This is a genomic window from Xenorhabdus littoralis, from assembly GCF_033949345.1.
GTDB lineage: Bacteria > Pseudomonadota > Gammaproteobacteria > Enterobacterales > Enterobacteriaceae > Xenorhabdus > Xenorhabdus littoralis.
Genome location: NZ_VCDP01000078.1, coordinates 18584 through 34788, shown reverse-complemented (window position 1 = coordinate 34788; position 16205 = coordinate 18584). Strand labels below are relative to the sequence as shown.

13 protein-coding genes are annotated in these 16205 nt (G+C 44.1%); 6 read left to right on the top strand and 7 right to left on the bottom strand.

The window, feature by feature from the left end; all coding sequences use genetic code 11:
* Nucleotides 1-268 precede the first annotated feature (268 nt).
* Nucleotides 269-1675, top strand: coding sequence for an amidohydrolase family protein (locus FE394_RS16615; protein WP_319927465.1), 1407 nt, complete (start codon nucleotides 269-271; stop codon nucleotides 1673-1675).
* A 128-nt stretch (nucleotides 1676-1803) separates the two neighbouring features.
* On the opposite strand, the gene ychF is transcribed toward FE394_RS16615, so the two are convergent.
* Nucleotides 1804-2895 (bottom strand): redox-regulated ATPase YchF, encoded by a 1092-nt coding sequence (gene ychF, locus FE394_RS16610; protein ID WP_319927464.1) that lies wholly within the window; start codon nucleotides 2893-2895, stop codon nucleotides 1804-1806.
* A 113-nt stretch (nucleotides 2896-3008) separates the two neighbouring features.
* On the bottom strand, nucleotides 3009-3599 hold the full coding sequence (gene pth, locus FE394_RS16605) for an aminoacyl-tRNA hydrolase (protein ID WP_319927463.1): 591 nt from the start codon (nucleotides 3597-3599) through the stop codon (nucleotides 3009-3011).
* Nucleotides 3600-3937: 338 nt separating this feature from the next.
* Between pth and ychH the strand changes: the two genes are divergently transcribed.
* The gene (gene ychH, locus FE394_RS16600) at nucleotides 3938-4213 is read left to right on the top strand and encodes a stress-induced protein YchH (protein ID WP_319927462.1); all 276 of its coding nucleotides are present in this window, start codon (nucleotides 3938-3940) and stop codon (nucleotides 4211-4213) included.
* 95 nt (nucleotides 4214-4308) lie between these two features.
* Here the strand turns inward: ychH and FE394_RS16595 are convergent, their stop codons facing one another.
* The 5 genes from FE394_RS16595 to lolB form a co-directional block, all read right to left on the bottom strand.
* Nucleotides 4309-6291: an autotransporter outer membrane beta-barrel domain-containing protein gene (locus FE394_RS16595; RefSeq protein WP_319927461.1), complete on the bottom strand. Its 1983-nt coding sequence runs from the start codon at nucleotides 6289-6291 to the stop codon at nucleotides 4309-4311.
* 277 nt (nucleotides 6292-6568) lie between these two features.
* On the bottom strand, nucleotides 6569-8554 hold the full coding sequence (locus FE394_RS16590) for an autotransporter outer membrane beta-barrel domain-containing protein (protein WP_319927460.1): 1986 nt from the start codon (nucleotides 8552-8554) through the stop codon (nucleotides 6569-6571).
* 771 nt (nucleotides 8555-9325) lie between these two features.
* Entirely contained in the window at nucleotides 9326-10273 is a 948-nt protein-coding gene (gene prs, locus FE394_RS16585; RefSeq protein WP_319927468.1) for a ribose-phosphate diphosphokinase, read from the bottom strand.
* 59 nt (nucleotides 10274-10332) lie between these two features.
* Nucleotides 10333-11208: a 4-(cytidine 5'-diphospho)-2-C-methyl-D-erythritol kinase gene (ispE, locus tag FE394_RS16580; RefSeq protein WP_319927459.1), complete on the bottom strand. Its 876-nt coding sequence runs from the start codon at nucleotides 11206-11208 to the stop codon at nucleotides 10333-10335.
* Complete coding sequence (gene lolB, locus FE394_RS16575) at nucleotides 11208-11825, bottom strand: lipoprotein insertase outer membrane protein LolB (protein WP_319927458.1); 618 nt, start codon at nucleotides 11823-11825, stop codon at nucleotides 11208-11210. Before lolB ends, ispE begins: the two co-directional genes overlap by 1 nt.
* A gap of 288 nt (nucleotides 11826-12113) precedes the next feature.
* Between lolB and hemA the strand changes: the two genes are divergently transcribed.
* From hemA to sirB1, 4 genes are read left to right on the top strand one after another with little or no spacing between them, the layout of a single operon-like run.
* The gene (gene hemA, locus FE394_RS16570) at nucleotides 12114-13376 is read left to right on the top strand and encodes a glutamyl-tRNA reductase (protein ID WP_319927457.1); all 1263 of its coding nucleotides are present in this window, start codon (nucleotides 12114-12116) and stop codon (nucleotides 13374-13376) included.
* A gap of 31 nt (nucleotides 13377-13407) precedes the next feature.
* Nucleotides 13408-14490 (top strand): peptide chain release factor 1, encoded by a 1083-nt coding sequence (prfA, locus tag FE394_RS16565; RefSeq protein ID WP_319927456.1) that lies wholly within the window; start codon nucleotides 13408-13410, stop codon nucleotides 14488-14490.
* Nucleotides 14490-15350: a peptide chain release factor N(5)-glutamine methyltransferase gene (gene prmC, locus FE394_RS16560; RefSeq protein WP_319927455.1), complete on the top strand. Its 861-nt coding sequence runs from the start codon at nucleotides 14490-14492 to the stop codon at nucleotides 15348-15350. The genes prfA and prmC overlap by 1 nt, the downstream gene beginning before the upstream one ends.
* Entirely contained in the window at nucleotides 15334-16143 is an 810-nt protein-coding gene (gene sirB1 / locus FE394_RS16555) for an invasion regulator SirB1 (RefSeq protein ID WP_319927454.1), read from the top strand. The genes prmC and sirB1 overlap by 17 nt, the downstream gene beginning before the upstream one ends.
* The last annotated feature ends 62 nt before the right edge of the window (nucleotides 16144-16205 follow it).

Here is a 16205-nt window from a genome sequence, read left to right as displayed (position 1 = left end):
GATTATTTTAATCGTGATTGTTTTTGATTGTTATTATTCAATGCGTCTTGTTCATTGAATAAAAAATATATCTGAAAGCTGTTTTTCCAAAGGAGAGTAACTAAAAATTTTGTATTAATGTTATTTAATCGCACCTTGCAGAAAATGTGAGCCACGGTCATCTCAAAAAGAATTCTGAGTGATATACACTATGCCTTAAAGACAGCCTTAAGAAATAACGCCTTGAAAGTGGACGAATATCAAGTTAATGACTGAAAAGGAAGAAGGCATGAACAAACATAAAAATCGTCGTGAATTCTTAAGTCAGAGCAGCAGGATGATTGCTGGCTGTTCGCTGCTTGGCGCAATCAGCCCTGCTACATATGCTGAACAGCCGGCTACAGCAAACAGTAAAATGGGTTATTCCATGCAGATCAACGATAAACACTATTACAACGATAAACACTATTACTTGGATAACGTTTTACTGGAGTCTGGATTTGTATTTGAGGGGCTGACGGCAGTCAGTACTCTTACTGAGTTGAAAACGCTGGAAATCAATAATGGTAAAATTGTTGCCCTACATGAGAGCAAACTTCATCCGAATAACTCGTTGCCGCATTACGATGCGGGTAACAAATTAATGCTTCCGGCTATGCGGGATATGCATATTCATCTGGATAAAACATTTTATGGCGGTCCTTGGTGTGCTCTCAACCGTCCAGAAGGCACTACCATTCAGGATATGATTAAACTTGAACAAAAACTATTGCCAGAATTGCAACCGTACACCCAAGAACGCGCGGAAAAGTTGATTGATCTTATTCAGTCAAAAGGCACCACTATTGCCCGCAGTCACTGCAATATTGAATCTATATCAGGCCTGAAAAACCTTGAAAACTTGCAAACAGTGCTGGCACGTCGTCAGTCTGGCTTCAATTGTGAGATTGTGGCTTTCCCGCAGCACGGTTTATTACTTTCTAAATCGGAACCGTTGATGCGTGAAGCGATGATGATGGGGGCGGATTATGTCGGGGGACTCGATCCGACCAATGTTGACGGTTCAATGGAAAAGTCCCTTGATACAATGTTCCAGATTGCACTGGATTATGGAAAAGGGATAGACATTCATCTGCATGAAACCCATCCGGCAGGTATAGCGGCAATTAATTACATGTTGGAAACTGTAGAAAAAACACCACAATTAAGAGGCAAACTGACTATCAGCCATGCCTTTGCGCTGGTGACGCTTAACGAACAGCAGGTGGATGAAATCGCTGTTCGAATGGCAGAACAGCAGGTGACTATTGCTTCGACAGTACCTATCGGTACGTTGCATATGCCTCTCAAACAGCTGCGCGATAAAGGTGTATTTGTGATGACCGGAACGGATAGCGTGATTGATCACTGGTCGCCGTTTGGTTCGGGTGACATGCTGGAGAAGGCAAATTTGTACGCACAGTTATACATTCGGCCAAATGAGCAAACGTTGTCTCGTTCTCTGGCGATTGCCACCGGAGACGTGCTACCGCTCAACGGTAAAGGTGAGCGACTATGGCCTAAAGTGCAGGATGATGCCAGCTTTGTGCTGGTGGATGCCTCGTGTTCTGCCGAAGCGGTGGCACGTATTTCGCCACGAACAGCGACTTTTCATAAAGGAGCAATAGTGTGGGGAAGTGTGAGAAAAACAGGATAGGAGTCAGATTATTTACAATATCCTTTGATGGTTATATATAAACAAAAATCCACGCCGTGGCGTGGATTTTATGGATACTCTTCGTCTCGATAAGACATGTTGAGATGTCGTAGGACGAAAAATATTATTTAGACGTTGAACAAGAAGTTCATTACATCGCCATCTTTAACGATGTATTCTTTCCCTTCAGCACGCATTTTGCCTGCTTCTTTCGCGCCTTGTTCACCTTTATAAGTGATGAAATCTTCAAACGCGATGGTTTGGGCACGGATAAAGCCTTTCTCAAAGTCAGTATGGATTTTACCCGCAGCTTGTGGAGCGGTAGCACCTACAGGGATCGTCCAGGCACGAACTTCTTTCACGCCTGCGGTGAAGTAAGTTTGCAGATTCAGCAGTTCATAGCCCGCACGGATAACTCGGTTCAAGCCGGGTTCTTCCAGACCTAATTCAGCCATGAATTCTTCGCGATCAGCGTCTTCCAGTTCTGCGATATCAGATTCAATGGCAGCACAAACAGGAACAACAACCGAACCTTCTTTTACCGCGATGGCACGAACGGTATCAAGATGTGGGTTATTTTCGAAACCATCTTCATTGACGTTGGCGATGTACATGGTTGGTTTCAATGTCAGGAAGCTCAGATAGCGAATGGCGGCTTTTTCTTCCGCGCTCAGGTCTAAAGCCCGCAGCATACCCGCTTGTTCAAGGTGAGGGAGGCATTTTTCCAAAGCTTCCAGTTCGGTTTTTGCGTCTTTATCGCCACCTTTGGCTTTCTTCTGTACACGCTGGATAGCACGTTCACAAGTATCCAGATCGGACAGCGCCAGCTCAGTATTGATAATGTCAATATCAGCGGCTGGATCAACCTGACCGGAAACGTGAATGATGTTGTCGTTTTCAAAGCAACGTACAACATGGCCGATTGCTTCTGTTTCACGGATATTGGTCAGGAATTGGTTACCCAGACCTTCACCTTTTGAAGCACCTTTTACCAAACCTGCGATATCCACGAATTCCATGGTCGTTGGCAGGATGCGCTGTGGTTTGACAATCTCAGCCAGTTGGTCGAGACGTGAGTCCGGCATCGGCACAACACCTGTGTTTGGCTCGATAGTGCAGAACGGGAAGTTTGCTGCTTCGATACCTGCTTTGGTCAGCGCATTGAATAATGTAGATTTCCCAACGTTAGGCAGGCCAACGATACCGCATTTGAATCCCATATATTTATCACCTTAAATCACTTATAAACCAACGGGTAATTACGCCTGTTGGTGAGTTATACAAAATTGGCGCTATTATACACGCAATAACCTGATGCGCCACGTACTCCCGGCTAGGCGCCGGCTTTAAAAGCGTGCAGGCGGTTAATCGCCTTGCTCATACCATCTTTAATGAGAATATCAGTGCAGCGCAATGCTTCATCAATGGCATCGTCAATCAGTTGTTGTTCACTGGCAGGGGGCTTGCCAAGGACAAAACCCACGACTTTATTTTTATCTCCCGGATGACCAATGCCAATACGCAGGCGATGAAAATTCGGATTATTGCTGAATTTGTTCTGAATATCTTTCAGACCATTATGGCCGCCATTGCTGCCGCCCAATTTCATTTTTGCCACACCCGGCGGCAGATCCAGTTCGTCATGCGCTACCAGAATTTCGTCCGGTTGAATGCGGTAGAATCCGGCAAGGGCAAGGACGGATTTACCACTGAGATTCATGAAGGTGGCTGGCACCAGTAAGCGGATATCCTGTCCATTGATATTGATGCGGGCAGTATAGCCAAAAAATTTACTCTCTTCTTTCAGGGACTGGTTATAGCGTTGTGCTAACAAATCGACAAACCATGCTCCGGCATTATGTCTGGTCTGCGCATATTCAGCCCCTGGATTTGCCAGGCCAACGATTAATTTTATATTACTCACAGTTTTGGTTCGCTTATTGGCAATAAAATAAAAAAGAGGATTAGTTTACCTATCTCAAGGCCTGAGTACAAAATTCATTATGGTATTGAAAAGTATCATATGAATTATTTTAAGATAGTCATTTGGGGGCCGGTGTTTTTGGTAATGATTCTGTTTAACAAATATTAATCTGACAGAATGTAAAAGATTAGGTTTTAATCTGTACAACTTGTGATCACCACCGCAATAACCTTTTAAATATTAATACTATAATCAATGCAGGAGAAGGTATCTACTTTCGTGCTTTTGAGTCCGTTTTGTTTACGAATTACGTTCGCAAAAAGTATTGGAGGTCGGCTATGAAACGTAAAAATGCTTTTATTCTGGGTAACATTCTTATGGGATTGGGAATGATAGCAATGTTCTCCAGTCTGGCCTATGTTTTACTCAGTCATATTTTCGGGTTTGGGCAGTCTGAACTATTGACAGGTAGCGCATTAATGGGGCTGTTTGTTGGCGCATTGATTTGGTTGGCAGGAGCCCGTATTGGTGGTCGTGAAGAAGTTGCTGACAAATATTGGTGGTTAAAGAATTACGATGAACGTTACCGCCGTAAAAAACATCAGCATCTGTGATTTTTATAGTGATTGGATTCAGCAAATGTAGGCAAGGCGGTAATTTTTACCGCCTTGCCTGTCTCTTTTTGCTCGATACTCGATAAAAGTAGACGTCAAAAGCTGACGTTGAAACCTAAGTTGAAATCATAATCATTATTTGATGAGTTATTGCTCTTTTCGTGTGATACGGCTGCAAACGCCCGAAAATCATGGGTCAGATTGGCATTAACCCCCACTGTATATTGAAAACGGTTTCTATCTGGCTTCTGTCCCTGTTGAACAAAACTCGTTTTAGTGGAATTGATCGCGCTGCGAAGTGTATTGCGTTTACCATCAAATTGATGATTGAGCAGGATAGAAGCGTAAGGGTTGAAACGACCTAATTGGGTATCAACCCGCCAGCCCAGTGAAGCGATGCTGGAGTTATAGTGCTGGGCACCAAAATGCATGGAAGTACTATTGCTGCCGGATTCACGATAACCATCGATATTGCCTTTATCCCACGCATATTGAATGATTGGGCTGGTCGTCAGGTAATTGGTGATAGGGATAGTCCAGCCAGCCGTGAGCCGCCAACCCCACTGTTTACCCGTGGTAGAGCCCGTTTCCCTGCGGGTCGCCTGGCCAAGTTGGATAGTACGGAGCAAGCTATCGTAATGGGTATGTGAATAATGAAAATCACCGCTTAACCAGCCGTTGTCAAGATAGTTCCACAGCGCATAAGCCGTCAGAACATGAGCCCGTCCATCATAAGTGAAGTTATTAGTTGAATTTTCTTCGCTTCGATAGTGTGAAATAGTTGCTCCCAACAACAAATCATCTGTCAGCTGGTAATCACTACCCAATGTAAAGGTGTTATTGTGATTGCCGGTATAACCGCCGAATACACCAAATTTCCCTTTGGTATTACGAGAATTATGCAGTTGTTGAAGATGCCCATCAAGCGAGGACAGAACGCTTTTGAGAGGTATGTGGTTAGCCTGATTCAACGCCATGACCTGTAATGGTGCATTATAAATGGACATAATGTACTGACCGATCATCCGATGTCCGTAAGGACTGGGGTGGAAATCATCGGAAAACAAATATGTCTGACTTTTATCAAAATCAGGGTCGGAAGAAGAACATTCCGCTGCATATTTACCTAGTGGGCAAGGATATCCGAGGGTATTGGAGATACCATATATAATCGGGTTCTCAATCACTTCCCGTAAGAGGAGATTGATATCGGCACGCAGGATATTGCCGTTACCCAATTGATTATCTTCTTTCTGGTTATATTCGTTGGAAAATTGGGAGGCAATCTGGGTGCTCTTCTTATAGGCATCAAGCAGTTGTTGATAGATCTCTTTCGCTTTGGTTGGATCTTGGGGAGCTGCATTTTCTGCTATTTTTTCAAGAACACCTTCGATAACTTTTTGTCGAATATCAGTATTTGGCGTGGGATATTTATTAATAGCTTTGTGGGTTTGTTCCAGAATTTCCTTAATTTGTGTATCCGGGACCTGGCTTTTTTTTAATGCGGCAGTAAGTACTTCTTCCATAATTTTGGGAGTGGTTCCGACATCAGGAACATTGGGGACAATAACCAAACCTGCACCAGAATTAATGAGTTGATTGACCTGCGATGCAGCAGATGCAGAACTGTCATTGATAATATTTTGTGCTTTTTCTTTATCACCATTGGCTACATATTCCAGAGCTTCAGCAATATTATTACCACCAACCCAATGTATATACAGACCATTAGGATTAGCTTGTCCGGAATGTTGTTGCAAATAATCATCGACTTGTTCTTTGGTCGAAGGATTAAATAGATGATGCTTTGAACTTAATAAACCATCAGCAGTTGCTCCGGCTATTGCATAATTAGTTCCGTCATTCTTAGATGGGATTAACTTTTTGCCGGTGAGTTTTCTGGTTATATATTCATCATATAGTTCAGAGTCTTTTCCATCTGTTGTGAATCTTCCCAAATTACCGCCGTCACTTAAACTATCACCAAAAACATAAACATTGTCATAGGCATGGGCATTTGGAATGCAATTAAATAGAAATGCTGTCGTTGCTGATATCAAAAATTGTGCTTTTTTCATTCCCAGTTCTCCTGAAAAATAGCTTATTTTTTTAAATTTCCACAGCACCTTGAATTAAAAGAATATTCATCCATCCACTTGACGTTTGTCCTTTTTGATTAAGGGCTGTCCTTTTAATGATTTCAGCCCGATACTACTTCTGTCTCTATATATGGAAGTTAAACATGATGTTGGTATGTGTATACGAGCGTTGAATGGCGGGGGGAAACAAAAAACGCAAAGCATTTATACCCAAATCTATTGGGACATATTTGCCTTGCGTTTCTGATTACAGAATTTAGAAGCTAGCGTTGATGCCTAAGCTGAAATTGTAGTTAGGATCTTGGTCATTGCCGTCATTACGGGTAACGGAAGCAAATCCGCGCACGTTATTGATTAGATTTGCATTCACGCCGACAGTATATTGACGCCAGTTGCTGCTCTGTTTGCCACCTTCTTGTACAGAGGACGTTTCGGTGGAATTAATGGCGCTGCGCAATTTGTAGCGAGCATCATCGAACTGATGATTGAATTGAACAGCAGCATAAGGGTTGACGCGACCTAACTTCGTATCCACCCGCCAGCCCAGTGTACCGACTTTAGAGGTATAGTTCTGATCACCAAAATGCATGGAAGTGCTATTGTTACCGGATTCACGGTAACCATCGATCTCACCTTTATCCCAGGCATACTGAATAACCGGGCTGGTGGTCAGATAGCGGGTGACTGGGATATCCCAACCTGCGGTGATGCGGGCTCCCCACTGTTTACCCGTAGTAGAACCTGTTTCCCTGCGGGTCGCATAACCAAGCTCGATGGAACGGGTCAGGGTGTCATAATTGGTGCGAGAATAATGCACATCGCCGTTCAGCCAACCGTTGCTGTAATAATTCCACAGTCCATAAGCCGTGAACACATGACCATGACCGGCATAAGAGAAGTTAGCCGCAGGAGTACGCTCGTCTTTATAGTTAGAATACATCGCACCCAGCAGCAGGTTATCAATCAGCTGATAATCGCTGCCCAGCGTAAAGGTTTTATTCTGGCTGCCGGTAAATCCACCGAAGACACCGGTTTTGCCTTGCTCATTGCCGCCATTGCGCAGTTGTTGCAAATGGCCGTCAAGTGAAGAGAGGGCGCTTTTAACAGGGGCACGGTTAACTTGGTTCAGCGCCATTACCTGTGATGGTGCAATAAAGATAGAGGCCATGTATTGGGCTTCAATTTTATGCGCTAATGGATTTGGGTGGAAATTGTCAGAAAATAAAAACTTTTTGACAAAATCGGGATCATCGGAGGAACATTTAGCGGCACTCTCGCCATATGGGCAGGAATAGCCTAATGTATTCTGAAAGCCATAAATCAGCGGGTTAGCGATGACTTCATTCAGCAAGCCATTGATATCGGCACGTAAGATATTGCCGTTTCCTTGGCTGATTTGTTTGTCTATTGCCTCGTTATAGAGATTTATCAGCTTTGTCGCACTTTCTCTGGCTTTTTTATAGCCCTCTGTAAGTTCTTTTTCAATTGCTGTAGCGGAAGCTCCTGGAATTAATTTTTCACCTTTTTCCGCTAATGTATGAAATACTTTTTTTAGCGCCAAATCATGTGCCGCATCATTGGGAATCACATGTTTATTAATTTCTGCATGAACTTCTTGCAGAATAAAATTAATCCGATCTTCGGAAACCCCTTTACCTTCCAGACCTGTTTTTATTAAGCTCTCGAATAACTTAGGCGTAATACCCACATCAGGAACCGTCTGCACAACCACTAACCCTGCACCCGCAGTGATAAGGCTATTAATTTGGCTAGAAGCAGCGGCAGCACTGGTTTTGACAATTCTAAGCGCCTCAAGAAGATCTTTTTGGCCTGCAATTAAGGCTTCAGCAAGATCATTACCGCCCACCCAATGAATGTATATGCCATTGGAATCTGCCCGGTTATTATGCAGGCTGAGATAATCATCAACTTGTTTTTGGGTATTGGGATTAAAAGCATCCAATTTCGGATCTTGACGTGCCATTCTAAGCGCAGTGGCACCACCTTGAGCATAATTGGTTCCGCCATCTTTGGATGCGGTCGGTTTGGGGACCTTAATGTATTCAGCAAAATACTCATCATATAACTGGCTGGTAGCGCCATTCGTTGTAAAACGCCCCACATTCCCGCCATCGCTCAGGCTATCACCAAAAACATAAACTCTGTCATAGGCATTAGCAGTAGAAATCGCATTGATTGAAAGCGCTAGCAGTGCAGGTGTGAATAAAAATGCCTTTTTCATCGGCACTCTCCTTAAAAAGTAGTTTTTGTTATTGCGATATCAGCCTATTGCTTTTGGGCTGATACATTGAGTATTTGAAATAAATTCGCATCAGGCAGTTAACTTACTGATAACAACCGCCTGAGATTAAGTATGGTTATCCGTTAGTAATCGGCCACATTGATTTGAATTTTTTATATATAATGTGATGTTAGTACGTTCATCTTTTAAAAATCCCTCCAGCAATAACCTGATAAAAAGCTGTCTCTGGCAGAATTTAGGCCAAAAGAAGCCATCACCTCAAATTGAGGTGTTCATAGTTTATTTATGAGTAAAATTTATTTTTCTTTTTCTTTTTCTGGATTGGAAATAATACTTACTTGTCGATACTACATTATGACGTAATGAAATAATATCCTACCGTCATTGATTGCGTGACAGGTTAGCAGCAACTTTTCAATGACACCAGTATTGTCAGAGGATTAGACAACTGGACGTACCAGATGAAGGGGGCATCTTTGCGGAATAAGCCTTTTTGTTTGTTTATAAATTAAGCAAATCGATGGCGTGGAAAAAATTGACATCAATTAACTTAATCTGTTGATATAACTAATTATTTTATATTTGTTAATATTCCGGTTAGTGATTGGTTCGAAATGAAATCATTAATTTTGCCCGTTAAACAAACAGAAAAACCCCGTTGTGCAAAGGCTGCAACGGGGTTTTTCAGGCAATGATTTATTTAATCACTTGAATAAGTTAGCGCTTAATATTTAAGCTAAAACTCAACCATTAGTGTTCAAACATGGCAGAGATAGACTCTTCATTGCTGATGCGGCGAATAGCTTCAGCAAGCATGCCAGACAGGGTCAGAATGCGAACTTTGTTCAGTGCCTTGATCTCATCAGACAGCGGAATTGTGTCACAGACAATAAATTCATCGATCACTGAGTTCTTGATGTTTTCCACTGCATTGCCGGAGAAAATCGGGTGGGTGGCATAAGCAAACACGCGCTTCGCTCCCCGCTCTTTCAATGCTTCGGCTGCTTTGCACAGTGTGCCACCGGTGTCGATCATATCATCAACCAGAACGCAGTCACGGCCAGCAACATCACCAATGATATGCATCACCTGAGAAACGTTTGCACGCGGGCGACGCTTATCAATGATGGCCATATCTGTATCGTTCAGCAGTTTGGCAATGGCTCGGGCGCGAACAACACCACCGATGTCCGGAGAGACAACAATGGGGTTTTCCAAATCTTGCTGGAGCATATCTTCCAGCAGGATTGGGCTGCCAAAGACATTATCAACCGGAACATCAAAGAAGCCTTGGATTTGTTCAGCGTGCAAGTCTACCGTGAGAACACGGTCTACACCCACGCTGGACAAAAAGTCCGCGACGACTTTGGCAGTGATAGGCACACGTGCTGAACGGACACGACGATCCTGACGGGCATAACCGAAGTAAGGAATAACAGCAGTAATTCGACCAGCAGAAGCACGACGCAGAGCATCGACCATAACAACTAATTCCATCAGGTTGTCGTTGGTCGGTGCGCAGGTAGACTGGATGATGAAAACATCACCACCGCGCACATTTTCATTGATTTGAACACTGACTTCACCATCACTAAAACGACCGACAGCAGCGTCTCCCAGGCTAGTGTACAGGCGGTTGGCAACACGTTGTGCTAGTTCGGGTGTGGCATTACCAGCAAAAAGCTTCATATCGGGCACGAGAAAAACCTCAGGCTTGCGTCCAGAGAGATATTGTTGACCAATCGAACAAACATTGCTCATTGGTGCAATAACACGGGTATCCCAGAGCGGAATGTATGCAACGGTGAAATGTTAACGCCCCGCGCAACAAAGCCCTGCATCCACTCTGGGGCTTGATTTAACACCTTATGGGCTGATGCTTCTGATTCGAACTCGCCGAAAACACATGCACCAGTTCCGGTCAGGCGTGACGGGGCGTATTGTAACAGCCATAAAAGTAGCTGTTCAACCTTACGAAAACGTTTTCTTGCGATTGGTTCACAATCATTTGTGAATGGTGCCTTTAATAATGCGGGTAGAGCGCGAATCGGAGAATTTCTTTTTAATTCAGGATCTGTGAAGATTATCGGGGTTGATATCTCAATTCCGGGGTGAATAACCAAAAACCATTTCTCTTCTGGTGAAGCCGGTTGGAGTTTTTCGCCTATACCTTCGGCAAAAGCAGCCTGTCCTTTGACAAATACAGGAACGTCTGCGCCGAGGCTGATACCAAGCTGTGCCAGTTCATCATCGGACAGATTGGCTTGCCAGTGATAATTCAGAGCAATTAACACGGTTGCGGCATTAGAAGAACCGCCGCCTAAACCACCTCCCATCGGCAGACATTTATCAATGCGGATATCTGCTCCCAAATGTCCGATGCCAATTTGATGTGTCTTGCAGTAGTTCTGTAATAACCGGGCTGCACGTACAATCAAATTATCGTCATGGCCGACCCCTGAAACGGGCGTCAGCAAATGGATTTGGTTATCCTGACGGGGAATGATGGTTATTTCATCGCCATAATCTAAAAATTGAAACAACGTTTGCAGTTCGTGATAGCCATCAGAACGTTGTCCTGTGATATATAAAAATAAATTCAATTTTGCCGGAGAAGGCCAAGTTAAAGTCATTATTGAATCGTCCAGTTATCCATTTTTAATTTTATACGGTTTTTTCCTTGGGTGAGCTCCAGTCGATTGGGTAATGCAGGAATTGCTGAGGTATCGTATCCCTGATAATTTACCCGCCAAATTTCACTATTCTTTCTGTCACTCACCGATTTCAGCAGATAATTTGCATCCAGCTGAAAATCTTTGGCATTGCCGGGCAAACCGATAATCCAATTTTTTAAATTATCGAGCGGAATATTCATATCGGTAAGTTGATAAATTAAGGATTCAGGATCATCACTGAAATATTTTTTGCCATTACTGTCAGTGAGCTGAATCATATTTGGTTCAACGAATAATTCTAATTCTGTGGTACCCAGTGGGTTAAGCAGCAGTAATTTATAATTATCGGGCGAATATTGTTGCCAGAAAAAGCGGGCATACACTTTTTTTTCATTAGCTAAATAAGCGAACGAACCCCGGGTTTGGTAACGTTCCAGCTTTTGCAGTTGTTGTTCACGGGCATACCATTGTGGCGTATTCGCTGCTCCCGTGCCTGTGGGAGGCTGCGTGACTGTACAGGCTGTCAACAAAATAGCGGAAAGGGGGAGTAAGCGAAAAAAAGCAGGCATTTTCATACGGTAACCCTTGGCAACAGGAAAATTTGACACTTGAAATTGATTGGGTATAGATATGGCGATTTGGGACGAGCTATCCAATTCTATAATCAAGGAGGTAATTTAGCGAAAATTTAGCAAGAATTCTCGAATAAATTACAGCAGAACGGTTTGATCAGCTTTTATTGATCTGACGCATCAAGTAAAATGCTTGTCCAATGAGAGTCCTTATGAAGGGTGTGAGTTTATGAGAATAGTTATTAATATCAATCATGAATTTGTTCCCTGTGATAACTCAACGCAGTTAAGATGACTTTATTAGCACTGGGTATTAACCATAAAACAGCGCCTGTTTCTTTACGTGAGCGGGTAGCTTTTTCTCCTGACACGATAGGGCTTGCGCTTGATAACCTGCTCCAGCAGCCGTTGGTGCGGGGTGGCGTTGTGCTGTCAACTTGCAACCGTACGGAGCTTTATCTCAGTGTTGAACAGCATGATAACATTAAAGAGCAGCTAATTAATTGGCTATGTGGGTATCATCAGCTTAATCCTGAAGATCTGAAAGCAAGTCTCTATTGGCATCTGGATAATGAAGCGGTCAGCCATTTGATGCGAGTCGCGAGTGGCTTGGATTCTCTTGTATTGGGAGAGCCGCAGATTCTGGGGCAGGTGAAAAAAGCATTTGCTGAATCACAAAATTATCAGTCCCTATCGGGGGAACTGGAACGCCTGTTCCAAAAATCTTTCTCCGTCGCAAAACGAGTCAGGACAGAAACGGAAATAGGGGCAAATGCCGTTTCCGTCGCTTTTGCTGCCTGTACACTTGCGCGGCAAATTTTTGAATCTCTTTCCCAGTTGAGCATCCTGCTGGTCGGGGCAGGGGAAACCATTGAGCTGGTAGCGCGTCATCTCAGGGAACATTCAGTGCGTCACATGATGATCGCCAATCGCACGACAGAGCGGGCGCAACTGCTTGCCAGTGAAGTTAATGCGGAAGTCATTTCCCTGCCGGATATTGATACTCGTCTGGCTGAGGCCGATATTGTGATCAGCTCTACTGCCAGCCCGTTGCCGATTATTGGTAAAGGCATGGTCGAGCGGGCGTTGAAATTACGTCGCAATCAGCCGATGTTGCTGATCGATATCGCCGTTCCCCGTGATATTGAGCCGGATGTTGAAAAATTGAGTGATGTCTATCTGTACAGCGTGGATGATTTACAGGCCATTATTCAGCATAACCTTGCCCAGCGTAAAGCCGCAGCGGTTGTTGCGGAAGGTATTGTGCAACAAGAGAGCAGCCATTTCATGGACTGGTTGCGTTCTCAGGGCGCTGTTAATACAATTCGCGAATATCGGGAACAGGCAGAGAAAATCAGGGCTGAAATGACGGCAAAAGCACTGATGTCCATCAGGCAAGGTGCAGATGCTGAACAGATCATCAATCAATTGACTCACCAATTGACGAATCGGCTGATCCACACACCAACTAAATCTCTCCAACAGGCTGCCAGTGATGGCGATTTGGAACGCCTGAATCTATTACGGGACAGCCTCGGGCTGGATCATAACTAACCCTATTTTAAAATAAGGTCTGATATTACGAATGAAGCCTTCTATTGTCGCTAAACTGGAAGCATTACAAGAACGCCATGAAGAAGTTTTGGCTCACCTCGGTGACGCTGAAGTGATCGCTGATCAAGAACGTTTCCGTGCATTATCAAAAGAATATTCTCAACTTACTGATGTGACTAGCTGTTTTAAATCCTGGCAGGGTGTTCAGGATGATATCGAAACAGCCGAGATGATGCTTGACGATCCCGAAATGCGGGAAATGGCGCAGGAAGAACTCAAAGACGCAAAAATTCGTAATGAAGCATTAGAGCAGCAACTACAGCTATTGTTGTTACCCAAAGATCCGGACGATGAACGCAGCTGTTTCCTTGAAGTTCGTGCAGGAACCGGTGGTGATGAAGCGGCGATATTTGCCGGGGATTTGTTCCGCATGTATAGCCGTTATGCAGAATCACGCCGCTGGAAAGTTGAAATCATGAGCGCCAATGAGGGTGAGCATGGTGGCTATAAAGAAGTGATTGCCAAAGTCTCTGGTGAGCAAGTATATGGTCATCTGAAATTTGAATCGGGTGGTCATCGCGTTCAGCGTGTCCCTGAAACCGAATCTCAGGGGCGCATTCATACGTCTGCCTGTACTGTTGCTATTCTGCCGGAAATTCCTGAAGCGGAATTACCGGAAATCAGCGCCAGTGATTTGAAAATTGATACATTCCGTTCCTCTGGTGCGGGTGGACAGCACGTCAATACGACAGACTCAGCAATTCGAATTACCCATCTTCCCACGGGCATTGTCGTAGAATGTCAGGATGAACGTTCACAGCACAAAAACAAAGCAAAAGCGATGTCAGTGCTTGCTGCGCGCATCCGTGCCGCTGAAGCGCAGAAGCGTCAGGATGCTGAAGCTTCTGAACGCCGCAACCTGCTTGGTTCAGGTGACCGTTCAGATCGCAACCGTACCTATAATTTCCCTCAGGGACGAGTGACCGACCATCGCATCAACTTAACGTTATACCGCCTTGAAGAAGTCATGGAAGGTAAACTGGATATGCTTATCCAGCCTATCATTACCGAATATCAGGCCGATCAATTATCCGCACTGTCAGAGCAGGATTGATGAACTATCAACATTGGCTTCAACATGCGGCTATACAGTTGACCGAAAGTGACAGTCCCAAACGTGATGCAGAAATTTTGTTGCAATATGTAACGGGGCGCACTCGCACTTATTTGATCGCATTCGGCGAAACGTCGCTTTCATCAGAGGAAATCCATCAGCTTGATGATTTGCTGACCCGCCGGATTCAGGGTGAGCCAATCGCTTATATTGTCGGGGAACGTGAATTTTGGTCACTGCCCCTTGCCGTATCACCAGCGACCCTGATCCCGCGCCCTGACACAGAATGTTTGGTTGAAAAGGCGTTGGAACTGTTACCTGACTCACCGGCCCAGATCCTCGATCTTGGCACAGGAACCGGTGCAATCGCGCTGGCGTTGGCAAGTGAACGACATGATTGCCATGTAACCGGTGTCGATATTCATCCTGACGCAGTAACACTGGCGAAATACAATGCTGAAAAAAATGCGGAAAAACTCTCTTTTCACAATGTGAATTTTTTGCAAAGTGAGTGGTTTACTGCGGTCCGAGGTAGACAATTTGATATGATTGTCAGTAATCCTCCGTATATTGATGAATCAGATCCTCATTTGCGTGAAGGAGACGTCAGGTTTGAACCAGCCACTGCCCTGATCGCCGCGCAAAATGGTATGGCAGATTTGCAGGTAATTGTAGAACAGGCCCGCTATTTTTTGTTACCAAACGGATGGCTATTATTGGAACATGGCTGGAAACAGGGAATCGTTGTCAGAAACCTATTTTTGGAGAAAGGTTATCAACAGATAGCAACTTTTCAGGATTATGGTGGTAACGAACGTATCACGGTAGGTCGATGGAATAAAAATGAAACCCATAGTTAATTATGAATTCAATAATGCTCCCCTGATTGACGGTATTATTCTAGTAACACAGGCCATTCGCCCTGATTTCCCTCAAACGTTGGTGACTGAACAGTTAGCTGTATTGGTTGAAGAAGCCAGACAGAAACTTTCCGCTATTACCGATGCAAAAGTAAAATTGCAGTCGTTGTTAACACTGTTTTATCGAGAATGGAAGTTTGGCGGGGCAAATGGCGTGTACTGTTTGTCGGATACCTTGTGGTTAGATAACGTATTGCACACACGTCAAGGTGCCCCTGTCGCTTTGGGGACAGTATTCTCACACATTGCTCAGGAACTGGCTCTGCCAATACAGCCTGTGATATTCCCGACCCAGCTGATTTTGCGAGTTGACTTGGTTGATGAACCGAGTTGGTTCATCAATCCAATGAATGGCGATACGCTCAACGAACATACACTTGATGTCTGGTTGAAAGGCAATATTGGCCCGACTGTTCGTCTGGAAAAGAAAGACCTACAGGAAGCCGATAACATCAGCATTGTACGTAAAGTCACTGATACCATCAAAGTTTCCCTGATGGAAGAGAAGAAGATGGAACTGGCGCTTAAAGCCAGCGAAATTGTACTGATGTTTGACCCTGAAGATCCGTATGAAATCCGTGACCGGGGACTGATATATGCCCAGCTCGATTGCAGTCATATCGCTGTTTCGGATTTGAGTTATTTTGTGGAGCACTGCCCTGAGGACCCTATCTCAGAAATGATAAAAATGCAGATTAACTCCATTGGGCAGAGATTAATCGTTCTTCATTGAACCTTGTCATAAGACGAAATCTCCCGTTCCTCATTTATTTTTTTATGGATACCGCAAATTTA

Coding starts and splice junctions, on each gene's coding strand:
- FE394_RS16615 (WP_319927465.1), top strand. CDS start 269: ATGAACAAACATAAAAATCGTCGTGAATTCTTAAGTCAGAGCAGCAGG.
- ychF (WP_319927464.1), bottom strand. CDS start 2,895: ATGGGATTCAAATGCGGTATCGTTGGCCTGCCTAACGTTGGGAAATCT.
- ychH (WP_319927462.1), top strand. CDS start 3,938: ATGAAACGTAAAAATGCTTTTATTCTGGGTAACATTCTTATGGGATTG.
- FE394_RS16595 (WP_319927461.1), bottom strand. CDS start 6,291: ATGAAAAAAGCACAATTTTTGATATCAGCAACGACAGCATTTCTATTT.
- FE394_RS16590 (WP_319927460.1), bottom strand. CDS start 8,554: ATGAAAAAGGCATTTTTATTCACACCTGCACTGCTAGCGCTTTCAATC.
- ispE (WP_319927459.1), bottom strand. CDS start 11,208: ATGACTTTAACTTGGCCTTCTCCGGCAAAATTGAATTTATTTTTATAT.
- lolB (WP_319927458.1), bottom strand. CDS start 11,825: ATGAAAATGCCTGCTTTTTTTCGCTTACTCCCCCTTTCCGCTATTTTG.
- hemA (WP_319927457.1), top strand. CDS start 12,114: ATGACTTTATTAGCACTGGGTATTAACCATAAAACAGCGCCTGTTTCT.
- prfA (WP_319927456.1), top strand. CDS start 13,408: ATGAAGCCTTCTATTGTCGCTAAACTGGAAGCATTACAAGAACGCCAT.
- prmC (WP_319927455.1), top strand. CDS start 14,490: ATGAACTATCAACATTGGCTTCAACATGCGGCTATACAGTTGACCGAA.
- sirB1 (WP_319927454.1), top strand. CDS start 15,334: ATGAAACCCATAGTTAATTATGAATTCAATAATGCTCCCCTGATTGAC.